This is a genomic window from Rhizobium redzepovicii (genome assembly GCF_019793435.1).
GTDB lineage: Bacteria > Pseudomonadota > Alphaproteobacteria > Rhizobiales > Rhizobiaceae > Rhizobium > Rhizobium redzepovicii.
Window position 1 is genome coordinate 43,595 of record NZ_JAILYH010000012.1, and the last position, 18,155, is coordinate 61,749.

The following is an 18,155-nucleotide window of genomic DNA, read 5'->3' on the forward strand; positions in this document are numbered from 1 at the left end:
TTCCCTCAGAGCTTCCAGCCGGAATGCAGCGCGGCGATGCCGCCGGTATAGTTGGTGTAGGTGACGCGGGAAAAGCCGGCCTGACGGATCATCGCCGCGAAATTCTCCTGGTTGGGGAATTTGCGGATCGATTCCACCAGATACTGGTAGGGTTCGGCATCGCCGGTAATCGCCTTGCCGAATTGCGGAATGGCATTGAACGACCAGGCGTCATAAATCTTGTCGAGCAGCGGCATGTCGACCTCGGAAAATTCGAGCACCAGCAGCCGTCCGCCGCGCTTCAGCACGCGATAGGCCTCTGACAGTGCGGCATCGATCCGCGGCACGTTGCGGATGCCGAAGGCGATCGTATAGGCGTCGAAGCTCGCCGCCTCGAAGGGCAGTTCCTCGGCATTCGCCTCGACGAAGGTGAGATTGCCGGAAAGCTTCTTCTTTTCCGCCCGCTCGGCGCCGACGCCGAGCATCGAGCCGTTGATATCGAGCACGGTCGCATGCGCCTGCCGGCCCGAGGCCTCGACGATGCGGAAGGCGATGTCGCCGGTGCCGCCGGCAACGTCGAGCACCTTGTAGCCCTGCTCCTTGCGCGGGTTCAGCGCCGAAATCATCGCGTCTTTCCAGGCGCGGTGCATGCCCATCGACATGACGTCGTTCATGATGTCGTAGCGCTTGGCGACCTTGTGGAACACCTGGTTGACCAGGTCCTGCTTCTCGCCGCCCGGCACCTCGCGGAAGCCGTAGGAGGTCTCCATGCCGCCATCGGCGGAAGTGCGGCTTTCAGGCATCAGACTGCTCCGTTCCTCGATATTCAGCCGCGCAGGCCATAGCGAAAGACCGCGCGCGACGTTATCACTGGGCCGCGCTCTCCGCGGACCACTGGCGCTATAGCGCACATCGTCCTCGGTTGAAACACGTTAGATACAGATGGGTTAAGATGCCGGAATTGCCAGAAGTCGAAACGGTAAAACGCGGCCTGGCGCCGGCGATGGAGGGGGCTCGTATTGCCAGGCTTGAGCTGCGCCGTGGGGATCTGCGCTTTCCCTTTCCCGACGCTTTCGCCGACAGGGTTTCCGGCCGCACCATCGTCAGCCTTGGCCGCCGCGCCAAATATCTGCTGGTCGATCTCGACGATGGCAACACGCTGATTTCCCATCTCGGCATGTCCGGCTCTTTTCGGATCGAGGAGGGTCGCATCGAGGAGGGCGCTGGCGCGGCCACGCCTGGCGAATTCCACCATGCCCGCTCGAAGGACGAGAAGCACGATCACGTCGTCTTTCATCTGGAAAGTCCAGCCGGTCCGCGCCGCGTTGTCTATAATGATCCGCGCCGTTTCGGCTTCATGGATATGGTGGGGCGCGCCGATCTTGCCGCCCATCCCTTCTTCCGCGATCTCGGCCCGGAGCCGACGGGAAACGAGCTCGGCGCCGCCTATCTCGCCGAGCGCTTCCGCGACAAGGCGCAGCCGTTGAAGAGTGCGCTGCTCGACCAGAAGAATATTGCCGGTCTCGGCAATATATATGTTTGCGAGGCGCTGTGGCGCGCCCATCTTTCGCCGATCCGCGCCGCCGGCACGCTGGTGACGGCAGGCGGCCGGCCGAAGGAGCAGCTCAACCTGCTCGTCGCCTCGATCCGCCATGTCATTGCCGATGCCATCGCCGCCGGCGGATCCTCGCTGCGCGACCATATCCAGACCGACGGATCGCTCGGCTATTTCCAGCATTCCTTCTCCGTCTATGATCGCGAAGGTCAGGCTTGCCGCACGCCCGGCTGCGGCGGTACGGTCGCCCGCATCGTCCAGGCGGGCCGCTCCACCTTCTATTGCGCCACCTGCCAGAAGTAAGAACGGGAGAACAGCATGGCCTATGAGACCCTGATCGTCGAAACCCGAGGCAATGTCGGCCTCGTCACGCTGAACCGACCGCAGGCGCTGAACGCGCTGAATTCCACCGTCCTGAAGGAGTTGAAGGAGGCCTATGCCGCCTTCCATGCCGACGAGGCGGTCGGCGCGATCGTCATCACCGGTTCGGAACGCGCCTTTGCCGCCGGCGCCGATATCAAGGAGATGCAGGCGCTTCAGTTCGCCGATATCTATAAGAGTGATTTCATCAGCGGCTGGGATGAGGTCGCCAAGGCCCGCAAGCCGGTCATCGCCGCCGTCAGCGGCTTTGCGCTCGGCGGCGGCTGCGAACTCGCCATGATGTGCGATTTCATCATCGCTTCGGAAACGGCGAAGTTCGGCCAGCCGGAAATAACCCTCGGCGTCATCCCCGGCATGGGCGGCTCGCAGCGGCTGACGCGCGCCGTCGGCAAGGCGAAGGCAATGGATCTCATCCTGACCGGCCGCATGATGGATGCGGCCGAAGCCGAACGCTCGGGACTCGTTTCGCGTGTGGTGGCGCCCGAGCGTCTGCTCGACGACGCGTTGGCGGCGGCGGAAAAGATCGCCTCGCTTTCTCAGCCTTCGGTGCTGATGGCCAAGGAGGCGGTCAATCGCGCGTTCGAGACCACGCTGGAGGAGGGGCTCCGCTTCGAACGCCGGCTGTTTCACAGTCTGTTTGCCACCGACGACCAGAAGGAAGGCATGGCGGCCTTCGTCGAGAAGCGCAAACCGGCTTTTAAGCACCGTTGAACGCTTTTCGGCGGTTCCGGCTGCAAAGCTTGAAAATCCGCGTTGACGTGGGCCGGCTTTAGAGTTATATGCCCGCCCACGGTTCGGAAAGCCGGTTTGGTTTTCTGCGATTGCTCCCGCATTGCTGGATTTTGTGGCCGCAGGGCCCGCGGTAATGGCGGAGTTTGTTCGAATTCTTGAGAGAGGCATCCATGGCCAATACAACTTCGGCGAAAAAAGCGACCCGCAAGATCGCCCGCCGTACCGACGTCAATAAGGCTCGTCGCTCGCGCGTTCGTACTTTCGTTCGCCAGGTCGAAGAGGCCATCGCATCCGGTGACGCCGCCAAGGCGAAGGAAGCTTTCCTGGCGGCTCAGCCCGAGCTTGCCCGCGCCGCCAGCAAGGGCGTGCTGCATGCCAACACGGCATCGCGCAAGGTCTCGCGCCTGGCCGCTCGTGTGAAGGCTCTTTCGGTCACCGCGACCGCGTAATCTTCCGTTAAGAACTTCCTCGTTATGATTAGCCCGGTAATTTTACCGGGCTTTTTCGATTCCGCCGATCAGCCCCTCTATGGTTAATCCTGCGACTGTTTCGTGTCAGCGCCATGACAGGAAAAATTGTTTGATAACAAACACTTGCGCAAGGATGCTTTCACGCCACGCGACTCTGACCCGACGTTCCGGGACCAGGGGGGAGTCAAGAAGATTTTTATTTTTTTTCTTTCCATGCGTGTCCAAATAGCCCGAACGGGGAATCTCCTTGATTCAAAAGCGATTCTTTTTTGACGGTGGTGTGACGCCCGAAAAGGGCAGGCGGAGTCAATGCCCGCTTCTTAATTTTGCGTAAAATTCATCGTTGATATTGCCTTTTGATCCTGCCTAAATGGCTTCCAACAGAGGGCGCGGACATCACCTGTAGAGGCTCGGTCTTAACTGCCACGTCGGCAGGGCGATAAGTTTGTGCCATTTGTTACGGAGCCTTGCGCTTCCGTTTTTTCAAGCACTCGACGGATTTGGGCCGTAACGTGGCTGTTACGGGCAGGGATGTTTTGTGCCTTCAGTGGCCACACGTTTAAGGCGAGGTCGCCGGAGAAGGTTAAAGTAATATTGCGTACGGGCTGATCGGTCGAAAACGAGGATCGACCGCCAGCCTGGCACGGAAAGCCGGTGAAGGTTGCCGCATGAACGCGGTCCCTGCAACGGTGTTCTGCGCCATGTTTGAGTGAACCGGCAGGTAAGCGGCTTCATGAGGATGCCGTCAGCTCGCCAAAGCGGGGAATAATCGGGCGGCTATTTTAGCGGAAGCCGCCCGGTGGAATTGAAAGGCGGCATTATGCAGATGAATACGATGACGGCGGGCGGGCCCGACAATGGGGATGTGGCACCGCAGGCGTTTGGCTCCATTCGCCTCGAAGGGGGAGAAGCAAAGGCGGAAATGAAGCACAGCATCTTGTTTGAGCGCGTCAGCGCGCGCTTGAAGGCCCAGGTCGGCCCTGACGTCTATGCCAGCTGGTTCGCCCGGCTGAAGCTGCATTCGGTGTCGAAGAGCGTGGTTCGCCTGTCGGTTCCCACCACCTTCCTGAAGTCGTGGATCAACAATCGTTATCTCGATCTCATCACCGGTCTGTTCCAGGCCGAGGATCCGGAAATTCTGAAGATCGAAGTCCTGGTGCGCACTGCGACGCGCAGCGGCACGAAGGCGCTCGATGAGGCGGTTCAGCCCGAGCCGGTCGTTGCCCCCCAGGCGCGCCGCCCCGCAAGCGCCCAGCCGGCCGGCCAGGCCGTCCAGCAGGCGGTTTCCTCCGTTGCCGCGGCAAGGCCCGCAAGCTTTGGCGCGCCGCTCTTCGGTTCGCCGCTCGACAGCCGTTTCACCTTCGACACCTTCGTCGAAGGCAGCTCGAACCGCGTCGCACTTGCGGCCGCCAAGACGATCGCCGAGGCCGGTTCCGGCGCCGTGCGCTTCAATCCGCTGTTCATCCATTCGACGGTCGGCCTCGGCAAGACCCACCTGTTGCAGGCGATCGCCAATGCGGCGGTGCAGAACCCGCGGGCGCTGCGCGTCGTCTATCTGACGGCCGAGTATTTCATGTGGCGCTTCGCCACCGCGATCCGCGACAATGATGCGCTGACGCTGAAGGATTCGCTGCGCAACATCGATCTCCTGATCATCGACGACATGCAGTTCCTGCAGGGCAAGATGATCCAGCACGAATTCTGCCATCTCCTCAACATGCTGCTCGACAGCGCCAAGCAGGTCGTCGTCGCCGCCGACCGCGCCCCCTGGGAGCTGGAATCGCTCGACCCGCGTGTGCGCTCGCGCCTGCAGGGCGGTGTCGCGATCGAATTCGACGCGCCGGATTACGAGATGCGCCTCGAGATCCTCAGGCGTCGCCTTGCTGCGGCCCGGCTTGAAGATCCGTCGCTCGAAATTCCGGCCGAACTGCTCCAGCACGTCGCCCGCAACGTCACGGCCAGCGGCCGCGAGCTGGAAGGGGCTTTCAACCAGCTGGTCTTCCGCCGCTCCTTCGAGCCGAACCTGTCGATCGAGCGCGTCGACGAACTGCTCGCCCATCTCGTTGGCTCCGGCGAACCCCGCCGCGTGCGTATCGAGGATATCCAGCGCATCGTCGCGAGGCACTACAATGTCTCGCGCCAGGAACTGGTCTCGAACCGCCGCACCCGCGTCATCGTAAAGCCGCGCCAGATCGCCATGTATCTGTCGAAGACGCTGACGCCGCGCTCCTTCCCCGAGATCGGACGCCGTTTCGGTGGGCGCGATCACACGACCGTGCTGCACGCCGTGCGCAAGATCGAAGAGCTGATTTCCGGAGACACCAAGCTGTCGCATGAGGTCGAGCTTCTGAAGCGGCTGATCAACGAATAACGACCCGATTTTCGGAAAACGTTGACGGCTGGAAGCGATTCCGGCCGTTTTGCTTTATGAGCTTTTTATTCTATACCTCCGGCCACCCCGTGCATGCCCGATTTGGAGCGGCGTGTGCCGGGCAAAGACTGAAGCGCCGAAGAGGGCGCATGGGAGGATCATAAATGAGTTTTAGAAAGATCGCCGTTCTCGGCCTGGGCAAGGTCGGACGGCTGGCGGCGACGCTGTTGCATGAAGGTGGTTTCGAGGTCATCGGCGTCGATGCGCAACTGCCGCTGAGCGACGTTCCCTTCAAGTGCCGCGCCGGCGATATCTCGGACCCGCAAGTGGTCGGCGAACTGTTGTCGAATGTCGAGGCGGTGCTCTCCTGCCTGCCTTACCATCTGAACATCGAATTGGCGCGCGCCGCCCATCTCGCCGGCATTCATTATTTCGACCTGACCGAAGACGTTCCCACCACCAATTTCATCATCGAATTGTCGAAGACCGCCCGCGGCCTGATGGCGCCGCAATGCGGCCTGGCCCCGGGTTTCGTCGGCATCGTTGGCGCCAGCCTTGCCGACGGCTTCGATCGCTGCCGTTCGATCCGCATGCGCGTCGGCGCCCTGCCGCAGCATCCGACGGGGCTGCTGGGTTATGCCTTCAACTGGTCGCCCGAAGGCGTCGTCAACGAATATCTGAACGATTGCGAGGTCATCGAAGGCGGCGTGCGCAAGCTGGTCTCGCCGATGGAATGGCACGAGACCGTCTATGTCGGCGGCGTCAAGCTCGAAGCCTTCACGACCTCGGGCGGCCTCGGCACCATGTGCGACACCATGCTCGGCAAGATCGACAATCTCGACTACAAGACCATGCGTTATCCCGGTCACATGGAACTGATGAACTTCTTCTTCCACGAGCTTCTGATGCGCGACAAGCGCAAGCTCGCCGGCGAGATTCTGACCAATGCCAAGCCGCCGGTTGAAGACGATGTTGTCTATGTCCATGTCGCCGCCGAGGGCACGGAGAACGGCAGCCTGCGCCGCAAGGAGTTCGTGCGCGCCTATTACCCGATCGAGATTGCCGGTGCACGCCGCACGGCGATCGCCTGGACGACGTCAGCCTCCGTCGTTGCCGTTATCGAAATGGTCCGCGACGGCCTGCTGCCGGCGACCGGCTTCCTGCACCAGGAGCATATTCCGCTGGAGATGTTCTTGAAGACGCCGACCGGCAGCCTGTTCAAGGCCGGCGCCACCAGCCACGGCTGAGAATTGTTTTCCAACGCGGCGTTGATGTCATCGCCGCGTTGGAAACAATCCGTTGTCAGATGTCAGCAGGCGAGATCGGCGACGACGGAATCGAGGATCAGCATGCCCGCCGGCGTGCAGCGCAGCCGTGAATTGCCGATCCGCTCGATGAATTTGTGTTCGAGCAGAAACTCTTCGCGCTTCGGGTCGAGGTCACGGCCGGAAAGCTGCTGCCAGCGGGCAAGATCGACGCCTTCCCTGAGCCGCAACCCCATCAGCAGCAGTTCGTCGGACTGTTCCTCGTAGCCGAGCCGCTCCTCGTCAAGAATGCCGTGGCCGTCGCGCTCGACCATGTCGAGCCAGGCTTCCGGCTTGCGCTCGGTCGCCGTCGCGATCTTCTCGGGGCCACGCGTCAGCCGGCCGTGCGCGCCGGGGCCGATGCCGGCATAATCGCCGTAACGCCAATAGGTGAGGTTATGCCGGCTTTCGGCGCCCGGCCGGGCGTGGTTGGAAACCTCATAGGCCGGCATGCCCTCGCGCGCGGTGATTTCCTGCGTCGCCTCGTAGAGCACAGCCGACTGCTCGCCATCCGGCACGATCAGCTTGCCTGCTTTGTGCAGGCCGTAAAACGGTGTGCCTTCCTCGATGGTGAGTTGATAGAGCGAAAGATGATCGACCGCATAAGAGATCGCTTGCTTCAGCTCCCTTTCCCATTGCTCAACCGTCTGGTGCGGCCGGGCATAGATGAGGTCGAAAGACATGCGCGGAAAAATGTCGCGCGCCAGCCGGATCGCCTTCAGCGCGTCGGCGACATCATGCAGCCGGCCGAGAAATTTCAGGTCGCGATCATCAAGTGCCTGCACGCCGAGTGAGACGCGGTTGACGCCGGCCGCCCGGTAACCGCGGAAGCGATCGGCCTCGACGCTGGAGGGATTGGCCTCCATGGTGATCTCGATACCATCGGGCACGTGCCAGTGCCGGGCAATGCCGTCGAGAATGGCGGAGACTGTTTCCGGCTTCATCAGCGACGGCGTGCCGCCGCCGAGGAAGATGCTCGTCACCGTCTTCGGCCCGCTCATAGCCCGGATCGCCGCCATCTCCTTCAGGAAGGCTGCTGCAAAGCGCTCCTGATCCACCGGCTGATGGCGCACATGGCTGTTGAAATCGCAATAAGGACACTTCGCCGCGCAGAAGGGCCAATGCACATAGACGCCGAAACCGGGCTCGCCGGTATCGGGCAGCAGCGCAGCATCGCGCGAGGAGCCTGGCGTGTCGAAATTGTCCACTTCGCGACCTTATGCCTCCAGGCAGGTTTCGACAAAGAGTTTGAAGGCACGCGCCCGGTGCGACAGCGCCTGCGGCTTGCCGATGTTCCAGCCGTGTTTTTCCTCGCCGCTCATCTCGCCGAAAGTGACGCCGTAACCTTCCGGCTGGAAGACCGGATCGTAGCCGAAGCCCTGCGTGCCGCGCGGCGGCCAGACGACATTGCCTTCCACTTCGCCGCGGAAGAGCTCGGTATGGCCGTCCGGCCAGGCGAGGCAGAGCACGCTGACGAAACGCGCGGTGCGCTGTTCCGGCTTGCTCGCGCCCGCATCCTGCAGCGCCTTTTCCACCTTCGCCATCGCCATGTCGAAATCGCGTGTGCCGTCCGATGTCTCTGCCCAATTGGCGGTGTAGACGCCGGGATCGCCGCCGAGCGCATCGACCACCAGCCCGGAATCGTCCGACAGCGCCGGCATGCCGGCTGCATTGGCGGAGGCCACCGCCTTGATCGTCGCATTCTCCTCGAAGCTGGTGCCGGTTTCGTCAGGTTCGACGAAATTCAGCTCGGCCGCCGATTTGGCGGTGAAGCCGAGCGGTCCGATCAGTTCCTGGATCTCGCGGATCTTGCCGGCATTGTGGCTGGCGACGACGATGGTCTTCGTTTCGAGCTTGCGCATTCAGATATCCTATTCGATGCCCCAGATTTTAGCCTCCGCGCATTCCAGGCTGTTGCCGGCTGGATCGCGGAAATAGATGGAGCGGCCGCCATTCGGCCAATGCACCTCGGATTCGATCGCCACACCGGCCGCCGTCAGCCGTTCGGCCATCGCATTGATGTTGCGGCCGGACACCCGAAAGCAGGCATGGCCCTGTCCGGTCGTGCCATGCGGCGGCACCTGCAGCGCGTCAGGCGACGGCGGCTTCACGGTTTCCTCCGGATTGAAGATCAATAGAACGCCGGGGCCGCAGCGGAAGAAGACATGCCGGTTGGCGGCGCGGGTGATCTTTTCAAGCCCGAGGACGCTCTCGTAGAACGCCTCGGCCTCATCGAGATCGCGCGCATAAAGCGCCGTTTCCAGCATGCCTTCCAGCATGGGGTTCATCCCGCAATCGCCTGTTTCTGCAGGGCGACGAGTTCGCCGATGCCGTTCTTGGCAAGACCCATCAGCGAAGTGAATTCCTCTTCGCTAAATGGCGTGCCTTCGGCCGTTCCCTGGATTTCGACGATGCCGCCGGCGCCGGTCATGACGAAATTGGCGTCGGTCTCGGCCGAGGAATCCTCGAGGTAATCGAGATCGATCACCGGCTGGCTGGCGAAAACGCCGCAGGAGATGGCGGCGACATGATCCTTCAGGACCCGGTCGACCTTGATCATGTTGCGGCTTTCCATCCATTTCAGGCAGTCGTAAAGCGCGATCCAGCCGCCGGTGATCGCGGCCGTCCGCGTGCCGCCATCGGCCTGGATGACGTCGCAATCAAGGGTGATCTGCCGCTCGCCGAGCGCCTGCAGGTCGACGACGGCGCGCAGCGACCGGCCGATCAGCCGCTGGATTTCCTGGGTGCGGCCGCCCTGCTTGCCGGCGGCCGCCTCGCGCTTCATGCGCTCGCCGGTCGCCCGCGGCAGCATGCCGTACTCAGCCGTGACCCAGCCCTTGCCGCTATTGCGCAGCCATGGCGGCGTCTTTTCTTCGAGGCTGGCCGTGCAGAGCACATGCGTATCGCCGAATTTCACCAGGCAGGAACCTTCCGCATGCTTGGAAAAATTGCGCTCGAACGAGACCTTGCGCATCTGGTCGATTTTTCTGCCTGAAGGCCGCATTCTTATCTCCTGGGGTTTGTTGACCGCTTCTACGATTGGCGGCGCCCATTTGCAAATTCCCTTTTGCCACGGCTGCGAGTTTGACTTACTTTTCGCGAAGTATCATCAGCGCGGGTTCGAGAGTTTCATGGGCATCAGGTCGACATCGGTTTCGGATGCCGTTGCTGCGCTGGACGAGCGCTCCAGGGAAATTTTTCGCCGCATCGTCGAGGGCTATCTGGAGAGCGGCGAGCCGCTCGGGTCGCGCAATCTGTCCCGCCTGCTGCCGATGTCGCTGTCGCCGGCCTCGGTGCGCAACGTCATGAGCGATCTCGAGGATCTCGGCCTCATCTATTCGCCGCATATCAGCGCCGGCCGGCTGCCGACCCAGATCGGCCTGCGTTTCTTTGTCGATGCCTTCATGCAGGTCGGCGATCTCTCCGCCGAGGACCGCGCCAGCATCGACCGCCAGGTGCGGGCCGAAAGCGGCGGCAATCCGGTGGAATCGATGATGAACGAGGCGAGCCGCATGCTGTCGGGCATTTCGCGCGGCGCCGGCTTGGTCATCACCTCGAAAAGCGATCCGGTGCTCAAACATGTGGAGTTCATCCGGCTGGAGCCGACAAAGGCGCTGGCCGTGCTCGTCGGCGATCACGACCAGGTGGAAAACCGCATCATCGAGCTGCCGGCGGGCGTTACCTCCTCGCAGCTGGCCGAGGCGGCGAATTTTCTCAATGCCCACATGTCCGGCCAGACCCTGCCGGAGCTGCGCAAACAATTAAGTCAGCTGAAGGATAACGTCCGCCACGAACTCGATGCCCTGTCGCGTGATCTCGTCGAGCGCGGCATCGCCGTCTGGGCCGGCAGCCCCGACGAGGGAAAGCCGGCGCAGCTGATCATCCGCGGCCGCGCCAACCTGCTTGAAGGTCTCGCCGGCGCCGAGGATCTCGACCGGCTGCGGATGCTGTTCGACGATCTCGAAAAGAAAGACAGCCTGATCGAGATCCTCAATCTCGCCGAAACCGGCTCGGGCGTGCGTATCTTTATCGGCTCGGAAAATAAGCTCTTCTCGCTGTCCGGCTCATCGCTCATCGTTGCGCCCTATCGTGACGACGACGATCGCATCGTCGGCGCCGTCGGCGTCATCGGCCCGACGCGGCTCAATTATTCCCGTATCGTGCCGATGGTGGACTACACTGCCCAGCTCGTCTCCCGGCTTTCACGCAATCCGCTTTGACCACTTTGACGAAGACCGCGGAATTTTCGCTTCTTTGTCACGCAGACTTGATTTTTTTCGGTCAAACCTCGATATCGGGCGCATCTGAAGACACCAACCGGAGACCGTCATGACCGATGACACGACGAAAAACGGACCTGACGCAACTGCGGCCGATGCCGCAGCCGACGCTGCCGCCTACGTCGAGAACGATATTGCGCAGGAAGAGGCGCCCCAGCCTGATGCACTCGAGCTTCTGAAAGCCGAAAACGGCGAACTGCGCGACCGCTATCTGCGCCTTGCCGCCGAAATGGATAATCTGCGCCGCCGCACCGAGCGTGAGGTCAAGGACGCCAAGTCCTATTCCGTCGCCGGTTTCGCGCGTGACATGCTCGCCGTCTCGGACAATCTGCGCCGGGCGCTGGATGCCATTCCGGCAGAGGTCAAGGACGCGGCCGATGCCGGCCTGACCACGCTGATCGAGGGCGTCGAGATGACCGAGCGCGCCATGCTGTCGGCGCTCGAGCGCCACGGCGTTCGCAAGCTGGAGCCGGTCGGCCAGAAGTTCGATCCGAATTTCCATCAGGCGATGTTCGAAGTGCCGAACCCGGATGTGCCGAACAACACGGTCGTCCAGGTCGTGCAGGCAGGCTTTTCCATCGGCGAGCGCGTGCTGCGCCCGGCCATGGTCGGCGTCGCCAAGGGCGGTCCGAAGGCCACCGAAGCCGAAACCAATTCGGTCTTCGACGAGAAGGACGCCTGAACCTTCTCCCTTTGGAGAAGGATGCCGAAATCAGATGCGGGCGAAGCGTTCGATCAAAAGATCGAAGAAGCCGTCCGCATCGACTTGGCGCATGACCTTTGCATTGCGCTTGCGCTCGGTGACATGCCACCAGTCGACGACCGTCATGCCGACGGTGAGTTCGGAGTGGATCTCGATTTCGACATTGCAGTCTCGGCCGTTGAAAAGCTCCGGCTTCAGCAGGTAGGCGATCACGGTCGGGTCATGCAGCGGCCCGCCGTCGGAGCCGTATTTCTCGATATCGAAGCGTTCAAAGAATTCCAGCATCTCGACCATCGCCTTTGCCGGCGCCGTGCCGATCTCGGCCATGCGCTTCACCCGATCCTTGCGGGTCAGCAACTGGTGCGTCACGTCAAGCGGCATCATCACGATCGGAACGCCCGAGCGGAAGACGATATCGGCGGCCTCGGGATCGACGTAAATATTGAATTCGGCTGCCGGCGTGATGTTGCCGCCCTCGAAAAAACCGCCGCCCATCATCACCAATTCGCGGATGCGCGGGGCGATGTCGGGCGCCTTCTGTAAGGCCAGGCCGATATTGGTGAGCGGCCCGAGCGTGCAGAGCGTCACCGTGCCTTCTTCCTCACGCCGCAGCGTCTCGATGATGAAGTCGACGGCATGTCCCGTTTGCAGCGCCATCGTCGGCTCGCTGAGGTGAGGACCGTCGAGGCCGGTCTTGCCGTGTACATGCTCGGCGGTCACCAGCTTGCGGGCGATCGGCGCGTCGGCGCCGGCAAAGACCTTCGTCTCCGTCTGGCCGCAGAGTTCACAGACGATGCGCGCATTGCGGCTGGTCAGCGAAAGCGGCACGTTGCCGGCGACCGTGGTGATCCCCAGCAACTCCAGCTCGTCGGGACTGCCGAAGGCCAGCATAATGGCGGCCGCGTCGTCCTGGCCGGGATCCGTGTCAATGATGATCTTTCTTGCGCTTGCCATCCGATGCACCGTTTTCTTCATTTCTCGTCACAAATCGGCACATTCTGCGCCGGCCCGTTTTGATGCGAGGCAGCCGCCGCTTTGTCAAGCAAGGAGCCATCACCACCTCAAAATTGAGGGGTGGTGCCGAGACGTCACCCGCGTCTTGCAGCGCCGGGGTGCTGTCCCCATATTAGCGGCATCCGGATGCTGCCCTTAAGGTCCGGGATGGTCGCTTGCATCAAGGACTTGAAAAGAGATGAGCCGCATTACCCCTTTCGCCAGCCCGCTGCTTCTGGGCTTCGATGCCATGGAAAAGACGCTGGAGCGCATTTCCAAGGCGAGCGACGGATATCCGCCTTACAATATCGAACGCATCGCCGCCGATAACGGCGCGCCGGAACGTCTGCGCATCACGCTGGCTGTCGCCGGCTTCGGCGAGGAGGAACTCGATGTTTCCATTGAGGAGAACCAGCTTCTGATTCGCGGCCGTCAGGTGGAGCACGGCGAACGGGACTATCTCTATCGCGGCATCGCCGCCCGTCAGTTCCAGCGCACCTTCGTTCTGGCCGACGGCATGCAGGTGCTCGGCGCCGGTCTGAAGAACGGTCTGCTCTCCGTCGATCTAATTCGACCGGAGCCCGCGCGCATGGTCAAGAAAATTAACATTTCGGTCTCACAGTAGCACAACGGTTTGTCGAACCGTTGGTCCCTTCTTCCGGAGGAACAGGAATGTTGATGAAAGAAGCCACGTCTCACTTGACCAAATCCGAGCTTGCCCACATCGGCAGCGGCGAGGTCGCCTATATCAGAAAGATGCGCACCGAAGAGGTCGCCAAGTGTTTTCCCGAGGCGCCGGATATCGATCCGAACGTCGATCTCTGGGCACTTTTCGGCGCCGACGGCACGCCGATCCTCTTGACGGACAACCGCTCCAGCACCTTCTTCAAGGCTGCCGAGGATGAACTGAAGACGGTCAGCCTCCACTGACCGTCAAGATAATGCCTGGCGCGTTGTGCTGCTTTTGCGGTGCACTATCGCTTATTCGATTTCGCTGCGGAGGCTGCGTCAGGATAGGCTCATCGTTCGTGCCACACGGCACGCCCGTCACTATTGCCCGTTAGCCGCCGTTGAAACTCAGATCTTCCTGAACGTCAAATAGGCCGAAGACCGGCCCTCGCGTCGCGCCTTGGCCTCGTAGCGTGTGCTCGGCCAGCCCTCATAGGGCGTCAGCCAGTCCGCCGCATTGTCGGCCAGCCAGTTGAAGCCGCCATGGTCGCGGCATTTGAGCAGCGTCCAGTTCACATAGGTGTCGATGTCGGAGGCGAAGCAGAACAGGCCGCCCGGTTTCAGCACGCGGTGAAAGCGGTCGAGATTGGTCTTCGAGACGAAGCGGCGCTTCCAGTGCTTCCGCTTCGGCCAGGGATCGGGATAGAGCAGGTCGATCTGATCGAGCGAAGCGTCCGGCAGCCAGTCGAGCAGTTGCGTCGCGTCGTCATTATAGACGCGGATATTGCGCGCCCCGGTCTCGCCGATACGCGACAGCAGCTTCTGCATGGAATTGACGAAGGGCTCGACGCCGATGAAGCCGGTCGAAGGCCTCTCGAGTGCGCGGTGGATCAGGTGCTCGCCGCCGCCGAAACCGATTTCCAGCCGCAATCTGTCGACCGGAACCGTAAAGAGGGACGTCAGCGGCTCCAGCGGAGCCGCCGAAAGATCGATAAGGAATGCCGGCAGCAGGCTGTTCAGCGTCTCGGCCTGGTGTTCGCGCAGGGCCTTGCCTTTGCGGCGACCGAAGAAGGCTTCAGTCGCCCGGCCGCGGCGTTCCATATCCGTCATGCTTTATCTCAGGCCTTTACGCTTTCCTTGAGGGCCTTGACGAGGTCGGTGCGCTCCCAGGAGAACGAGCCATCGCGGCCGGCCTTGCGGCCGAAATGGCCATAAGCGGAGGTCTTCGCATAGATCGGCTTGTTGAGGTCGAGATGGCGGCGAATGCCCGACGGAGACAGGTCCATATTCTTGCGGATCGCTGCTTCGACCTGATCTTCGCTGACCTTGCCGGTGCCGTGCAGGTCGACATAGATCGACAGCGGCTGGGCGACGCCAATCGCGTAGGAAATCTGGATCGTGCAACGGTCGGCTAGGCCGGCGGCAACGACGTTTTTCGCCAGATAGCGGGCGGCATAGGCAGCCGAACGGTCGACCTTGGTCGTGTCCTTGCCGGAGAATGCGCCGCCGCCATGCGGTGCGGCACCGCCGTAGGTGTCGACGATGATCTTGCGGCCGGTGAGGCCCGCATCGCCGTCCGGTCCGCCGATGACGAACTTGCCGGTCGGGTTGATGTACCACTTGCAGTCGTCAGCGATCTTCAGTTCGCCGAGCGCCTCGCGGATATAAGGCTCGACGACGGCGCGGACCTTCTTCGAATCCCAGCTTTCGTCGAGATGCTGGGTCGAAAGCACGATCGACGTTGCTTCGGACGGCTTGCCGTCGACGTAGCGCACGGTCACCTGGCTCTTGGCGTCGGGGCCGAGCTTGGCGACTTCGCCGTCACCCTTCTTGCGGGCAACCGCGAGCAGCTGCAGGATCTTGTGGGAATAATAGATCGGCGCCGGCATCAAATCCGGCGTTTCCTTGCAGGCGTAACCAAACATGATGCCCTGGTCGCCGGCGCCCTCGTCGCCCTGCTGGTCGGCGGCGCTGTCAACGCCCTGCGCGATGTCGGCCGACTGCGAGTGCAACAGCACATCGATCTTGGCCTTCTTCCAGTGGAAGCCGTCTTGCTCGTAACCGATATCCTTTATGGCGCGGCGGGCAGCGGCCTTGAACTTAGAAGGATTGATGACGTCCTTGCCCTCCTTGTCCTTCTTCATCAGGCTCGGCGGCAGGCGGACTTCGCCGGCGATGACGACACGGTTGGTGGTCGCCAGCGTTTCGCAGGCAATGCGCACGCCCCACGGATTGACGCCTGTTTTGGCCGCTTCGCGGTAGACCAGATCGACGATCTCGTCGGAGATGCGGTCGCAAACCTTGTCAGGATGACCTTCGGCAACAGATTCGCTGGTAAAGAGATAATTCGCGCGCATTCCGGGATTCCCCTCAAAGAATAAAAGCTAGCTAGTAGGTACTCAGTTCGAGGCCCGATGACAAGCGCAGAAGGACATAAATATATCTTTATATCTGCGGCAAAGTGACAAATTTTGCCCCAAAAACGCAAAAAAGGCGGCCTTTCGACCGCCTTTGGGATTCAGCGATTGGTGTGGCTCAGTCGGAGTCGGCCTCGGCTGCCAGAGCCTTCACCAGCTCCACGACCTTGCGGCGAACCTTCGGATCGGAAATCTTGACGAAGGCGCGGTTGAGCTGCAGGCCTTCGGAAGAGGAGAGGAAATCGACGACGTAATTCGAGCTGGAGGCTTCGGCCATGCCGCCGCCGGCGCCTGCATGTTCGCCGGGTGCGTCCTCGAAGAAAAAGGAAACCGGAACATTGAGGATGTTCGAGATGTTCTGCAGACGGCTTGCGCCGACGCGGTTGGTGCCCTTTTCGTACTTCTGGATCTGCTGGAATGTGATGCCGAGGCTTTCGCCAAGTTTTTCCTGGCTCATGCCCAGCATTGTTCGGCGAAGACGAATACGGCTGCCAACGTGGATGTCGATCGGATTCGGCTTCTTTTTGTTTTCAATCATGGTCGTGCCCTAGCTAAGAATTTCAACCTGTTTAACCGGCATGCCCCTGATCCATCCCAAACGCCACGTTGCAAGCGGTGAGAACCCACCTTTGAACATACGTCCGGAACGCCGATTGTCATCACTATGCAATTTTAGGGGTTTTTGGTCAATTCAACCCGGAAATAAAACCTCTACGAGAAACCAGCGCAATCAAAATGAGCAGCGCCTCGGTCAACCAGAAGTATGTTTGCCGGGGGAATGCCGTCCCCGCTTCTACGCCTAACCTATCAAGAGTTGCATCAATAAAGCCGGTTTGTTCGAGATCGAGGCCGGCAATAATTTCCCCCTGTGCATTCACAATTGCTGAAATACCGCTGTTGGCGTCGCGAATCAGCGGCAGTCCGGTTTCAACAGCTCGCACCCGCGCCTGCTGGAAGTGCTGATAGGGGCCTGGCGTCGCACCGAACCAGGCATCATTGGTGATATTGAGGATCGCATTGGCGTCTTCGATGTCGCCGGTCATTTCATCGGGGAAAATGATCTCGTAGCAAATCAGCGGATAAAGATTGAGCCCGCCGGGCAGCGCCAGCAGGTGCCGGCTCACTGCTGCCGAAAACCCTCCTGGTATTTCGACGACGTTCTGGATGCCGAATTCGGTGAGCAGGTCCTCGAAGGGCAGGTATTCGCCGAACGGCACCAGATGCACCTTGTCGGAGGCGGCGATGATCTGGCCGCGGCCGTCGATCACATAGATGGAATTATAGTAGCGCGTCGGCGTGCCGGGCCCCATCTCCTCGGCGCGCACGGCTCCGGCAATCAGGATCTGGTTGTCGTCGAGCGTATCGGCGATCCGCGTCAGCGCATCCTGATTGTCGGTCAGTATGAAGGGGATGGAGGTTTCCGGCCAGACGATAATGTCGGGCTTGCGCCCGCCATTTCTCGGTGCTTCGGCCGACAGCTTCAGATGCGTCTCGAAGATCGCATTGCGATCGGCGTCGTTGTCCATCTTTGCCGCCTGGTCGATATCAGGCTGCACCAACCGCACCACCGGCCGCTTATCTTCAGGCAAGGCTTCGGCCCGCGGCGCGACATAGAGGGCATAAGCGCCATAACCGAGATGGGCGGCAAATAGCAGGACGGCGAGCGCGATGCCGGTGCGTGCGCCTTGCCGGGTGCCGACAAGGGCCGGCGCGGAAAAGACGAATACGGCAAGGGTAGTCACCCCCATCGCCCCGATCACATGCGCCGACTGCATCATCAGTGGAACCGGCATCATGCCATAGCCGATGGCGTTCCAGGGAAAGCCAGTCAGGACAACGCTTCGCAGCCATTCCATCAGCCCGAAGCCGGCCGCCAGTGCGGCGATCCGTCCCATGCCGTCGGACCAGAAGATGCGGGCAAGGGCCACCGCCAGCCCGTAGAAAATCGCCAGACAGGCCGGCAGCCCGAGAATGGCGAGTGGCAGCGCCCAGGCGAATTCCTCCTGATCGACCAGCAGCGCATGGCCGAGCCACCACAGGCCGGCGACGAAATAGCCGAAGCCGAACAGCCAGCCGGTGGCAAATGCCGGCCACAGCCTGCCGATGAGGCCGCTGTCAGGCGAAGCCGCGGCCCCGTCGATCAGCCAGACGAGCAGCGTGAAGGAGACGAACATTGCCGCGAAGAAGCCGAAGGGTGGCAGCGCCAGCACGGCGAATGCTCCGGCGGCAATGGCCAGCAGCGACCGTTTGAAACCCCAGACGAGGATAACCCTGTCCGCAAGCCGCTCCATGCGCACTCCC

Annotated in this window: 19 protein-coding genes; 9 read left to right on the forward strand and 10 right to left on the reverse strand. The window is 61.5% G+C overall.

Annotated elements, in window-relative coordinates:
- Positions 1 to 5: 5 nt before the first annotated feature.
- Complete coding sequence (gene ubiE, locus K6N12_RS19705; RefSeq protein WP_097624637.1) at positions 6 to 782, reverse strand: bifunctional demethylmenaquinone methyltransferase/2-methoxy-6-polyprenyl-1,4-benzoquinol methylase UbiE; 777 nt, start codon at positions 780 to 782, stop codon at positions 6 to 8.
- Positions 783 to 931: 149 nt separating this feature from the next.
- Between ubiE and mutM the strand changes: the two genes are divergently transcribed.
- The 5 genes from mutM (at position 932) to K6N12_RS19730 (ending at position 6,735) form a co-directional block, all read left to right on the forward strand.
- Positions 932 to 1,837, forward strand: a complete 906-nt coding sequence (gene mutM / locus K6N12_RS19710) for a bifunctional DNA-formamidopyrimidine glycosylase/DNA-(apurinic or apyrimidinic site) lyase (RefSeq protein ID WP_097624638.1) — start codon at positions 932 to 934, stop codon at positions 1,835 to 1,837.
- Positions 1,838 to 1,852: 15 nt separating this feature from the next.
- Positions 1,853 to 2,626, forward strand: coding sequence for an enoyl-CoA hydratase (locus K6N12_RS19715; protein ID WP_097624639.1), 774 nt, complete (start codon positions 1,853 to 1,855; stop codon positions 2,624 to 2,626).
- 191 nt (positions 2,627 to 2,817) lie between these two features.
- Positions 2,818 to 3,096 carry a 30S ribosomal protein S20 gene (gene rpsT, locus K6N12_RS19720; RefSeq protein WP_003570835.1) on the forward strand — a complete coding sequence of 93 codons (279 nt, stop codon included), beginning with the start codon at positions 2,818 to 2,820 and terminating at the stop codon, positions 3,094 to 3,096.
- 841 nt (positions 3,097 to 3,937) lie between these two features.
- Positions 3,938 to 5,488 carry a chromosomal replication initiator protein DnaA gene (dnaA, locus tag K6N12_RS19725; protein WP_097624843.1) on the forward strand — a complete coding sequence of 517 codons (1,551 nt, stop codon included), beginning with the start codon at positions 3,938 to 3,940 and terminating at the stop codon, positions 5,486 to 5,488.
- 164 nt (positions 5,489 to 5,652) lie between these two features.
- Positions 5,653 to 6,735 carry a saccharopine dehydrogenase family protein gene (locus K6N12_RS19730; RefSeq protein WP_003589021.1) on the forward strand — a complete coding sequence of 361 codons (1,083 nt, stop codon included), beginning with the start codon at positions 5,653 to 5,655 and terminating at the stop codon, positions 6,733 to 6,735.
- Between the two features lie 62 nt (positions 6,736 to 6,797).
- Here the strand turns inward: K6N12_RS19730 and hemW are convergent, their stop codons facing one another.
- From hemW to rph, 4 genes are read right to left on the reverse strand one after another with little or no spacing between them, the layout of a single operon-like run.
- Complete coding sequence (gene hemW, locus K6N12_RS19735) at positions 6,798 to 8,000, reverse strand: radical SAM family heme chaperone HemW (RefSeq protein ID WP_097624641.1); 1,203 nt, start codon at positions 7,998 to 8,000, stop codon at positions 6,798 to 6,800.
- A 9-nt stretch (positions 8,001 to 8,009) separates the two neighbouring features.
- Positions 8,010 to 8,654, reverse strand: coding sequence for an RdgB/HAM1 family non-canonical purine NTP pyrophosphatase (rdgB, locus tag K6N12_RS19740; protein ID WP_097624642.1), 645 nt, complete (start codon positions 8,652 to 8,654; stop codon positions 8,010 to 8,012).
- Between the two features lie 9 nt (positions 8,655 to 8,663).
- On the reverse strand, positions 8,664 to 9,080 hold the full coding sequence (locus K6N12_RS19745; RefSeq protein WP_097624643.1) for a VOC family protein: 417 nt from the start codon (positions 9,078 to 9,080) through the stop codon (positions 8,664 to 8,666).
- Positions 9,077 to 9,796: a ribonuclease PH gene (gene rph / locus K6N12_RS19750; RefSeq protein WP_097624644.1), complete on the reverse strand. Its 720-nt coding sequence runs from the start codon at positions 9,794 to 9,796 to the stop codon at positions 9,077 to 9,079. The genes K6N12_RS19745 and rph overlap by 4 nt, the downstream gene beginning before the upstream one ends.
- Before the next feature lie 127 nt (positions 9,797 to 9,923).
- Between rph and hrcA the strand changes: the two genes are divergently transcribed.
- Positions 9,924 to 11,012 carry a heat-inducible transcriptional repressor HrcA gene (gene hrcA / locus K6N12_RS19755; protein WP_097624645.1) on the forward strand — a complete coding sequence of 363 codons (1,089 nt, stop codon included), beginning with the start codon at positions 9,924 to 9,926 and terminating at the stop codon, positions 11,010 to 11,012.
- Between the two features lie 109 nt (positions 11,013 to 11,121).
- On the forward strand, positions 11,122 to 11,754 hold the full coding sequence (gene grpE / locus K6N12_RS19760; protein WP_097624646.1) for a nucleotide exchange factor GrpE: 633 nt from the start codon (positions 11,122 to 11,124) through the stop codon (positions 11,752 to 11,754).
- Between the two features lie 30 nt (positions 11,755 to 11,784).
- Here the strand turns inward: grpE and K6N12_RS19765 are convergent, their stop codons facing one another.
- On the reverse strand, positions 11,785 to 12,729 hold the full coding sequence (locus K6N12_RS19765) for a nucleoside hydrolase (RefSeq protein WP_097624844.1): 945 nt from the start codon (positions 12,727 to 12,729) through the stop codon (positions 11,785 to 11,787).
- A 238-nt stretch (positions 12,730 to 12,967) separates the two neighbouring features.
- Here K6N12_RS19765 and K6N12_RS19770 point away from each other — a divergent pair, with 238 nt between their 5' ends.
- Positions 12,968 to 13,393: an Hsp20 family protein gene (locus tag K6N12_RS19770; RefSeq protein WP_097624647.1), complete on the forward strand. Its 426-nt coding sequence runs from the start codon at positions 12,968 to 12,970 to the stop codon at positions 13,391 to 13,393.
- A 47-nt stretch (positions 13,394 to 13,440) separates the two neighbouring features.
- On the forward strand, positions 13,441 to 13,698 hold the full coding sequence (locus tag K6N12_RS19775; protein ID WP_003570822.1) for a BQ00720 family protein: 258 nt from the start codon (positions 13,441 to 13,443) through the stop codon (positions 13,696 to 13,698).
- A gap of 147 nt (positions 13,699 to 13,845) precedes the next feature.
- Here the strand turns inward: K6N12_RS19775 and trmB are convergent, their stop codons facing one another.
- The 4 genes from trmB to lnt form a co-directional block, all read right to left on the reverse strand.
- On the reverse strand, positions 13,846 to 14,547 hold the full coding sequence (trmB, locus tag K6N12_RS19780; protein ID WP_097624648.1) for a tRNA (guanine(46)-N(7))-methyltransferase TrmB: 702 nt from the start codon (positions 14,545 to 14,547) through the stop codon (positions 13,846 to 13,848).
- 8 nt (positions 14,548 to 14,555) lie between these two features.
- Complete coding sequence (gene metK, locus K6N12_RS19785) at positions 14,556 to 15,794, reverse strand: methionine adenosyltransferase (RefSeq protein WP_097624649.1); 1,239 nt, start codon at positions 15,792 to 15,794, stop codon at positions 14,556 to 14,558.
- Between the two features lie 178 nt (positions 15,795 to 15,972).
- Positions 15,973 to 16,392, reverse strand: coding sequence for a helix-turn-helix domain-containing protein (locus tag K6N12_RS19790; RefSeq protein ID WP_003589003.1), 420 nt, complete (start codon positions 16,390 to 16,392; stop codon positions 15,973 to 15,975).
- Positions 16,393 to 16,540: 148 nt separating this feature from the next.
- Positions 16,541 to 18,145 (reverse strand): apolipoprotein N-acyltransferase, encoded by a 1,605-nt coding sequence (gene lnt / locus K6N12_RS19795; protein ID WP_097624845.1) that lies wholly within the window; start codon positions 18,143 to 18,145, stop codon positions 16,541 to 16,543.
- Positions 18,146 to 18,155 lie beyond the last annotated feature (10 nt).

Excerpts from the sequence above, each read along its gene's own strand:
- ubiE (WP_097624637.1), bottom strand. The coding sequence starts at position 782 with ATGCCTGAAAGCCGCACTTCCGCCGATGGCGGCATGGAGACCTCCTAC.
- mutM (WP_097624638.1), top strand. The coding sequence starts at position 932 with ATGCCGGAATTGCCAGAAGTCGAAACGGTAAAACGCGGCCTGGCGCCG.
- K6N12_RS19715 (WP_097624639.1), top strand. The coding sequence starts at position 1,853 with ATGGCCTATGAGACCCTGATCGTCGAAACCCGAGGCAATGTCGGCCTC.
- rpsT (WP_003570835.1), top strand. The coding sequence starts at position 2,818 with ATGGCCAATACAACTTCGGCGAAAAAAGCGACCCGCAAGATCGCCCGC.
- dnaA (WP_097624843.1), top strand. The coding sequence starts at position 3,938 with ATGCAGATGAATACGATGACGGCGGGCGGGCCCGACAATGGGGATGTG.
- K6N12_RS19730 (WP_003589021.1), top strand. The coding sequence starts at position 5,653 with ATGAGTTTTAGAAAGATCGCCGTTCTCGGCCTGGGCAAGGTCGGACGG.
- rdgB (WP_097624642.1), bottom strand. The coding sequence starts at position 8,654 with ATGCGCAAGCTCGAAACGAAGACCATCGTCGTCGCCAGCCACAATGCC.
- K6N12_RS19745 (WP_097624643.1), bottom strand. The coding sequence starts at position 9,080 with ATGAACCCCATGCTGGAAGGCATGCTGGAAACGGCGCTTTATGCGCGC.
- rph (WP_097624644.1), bottom strand. The coding sequence starts at position 9,796 with ATGCGGCCTTCAGGCAGAAAAATCGACCAGATGCGCAAGGTCTCGTTC.
- hrcA (WP_097624645.1), top strand. The coding sequence starts at position 9,924 with ATGGGCATCAGGTCGACATCGGTTTCGGATGCCGTTGCTGCGCTGGAC.
- grpE (WP_097624646.1), top strand. The coding sequence starts at position 11,122 with ATGACCGATGACACGACGAAAAACGGACCTGACGCAACTGCGGCCGAT.
- K6N12_RS19765 (WP_097624844.1), bottom strand. The coding sequence starts at position 12,729 with ATGGCAAGCGCAAGAAAGATCATCATTGACACGGATCCCGGCCAGGAC.
- K6N12_RS19770 (WP_097624647.1), top strand. The coding sequence starts at position 12,968 with ATGAGCCGCATTACCCCTTTCGCCAGCCCGCTGCTTCTGGGCTTCGAT.
- K6N12_RS19775 (WP_003570822.1), top strand. The coding sequence starts at position 13,441 with ATGTTGATGAAAGAAGCCACGTCTCACTTGACCAAATCCGAGCTTGCC.
- trmB (WP_097624648.1), bottom strand. The coding sequence starts at position 14,547 with ATGACGGATATGGAACGCCGCGGCCGGGCGACTGAAGCCTTCTTCGGT.
- metK (WP_097624649.1), bottom strand. The coding sequence starts at position 15,794 with ATGCGCGCGAATTATCTCTTTACCAGCGAATCTGTTGCCGAAGGTCAT.
- K6N12_RS19790 (WP_003589003.1), bottom strand. The coding sequence starts at position 16,392 with ATGATTGAAAACAAAAAGAAGCCGAATCCGATCGACATCCACGTTGGC.
- lnt (WP_097624845.1), bottom strand. The coding sequence starts at position 18,145 with ATGGAGCGGCTTGCGGACAGGGTTATCCTCGTCTGGGGTTTCAAACGG.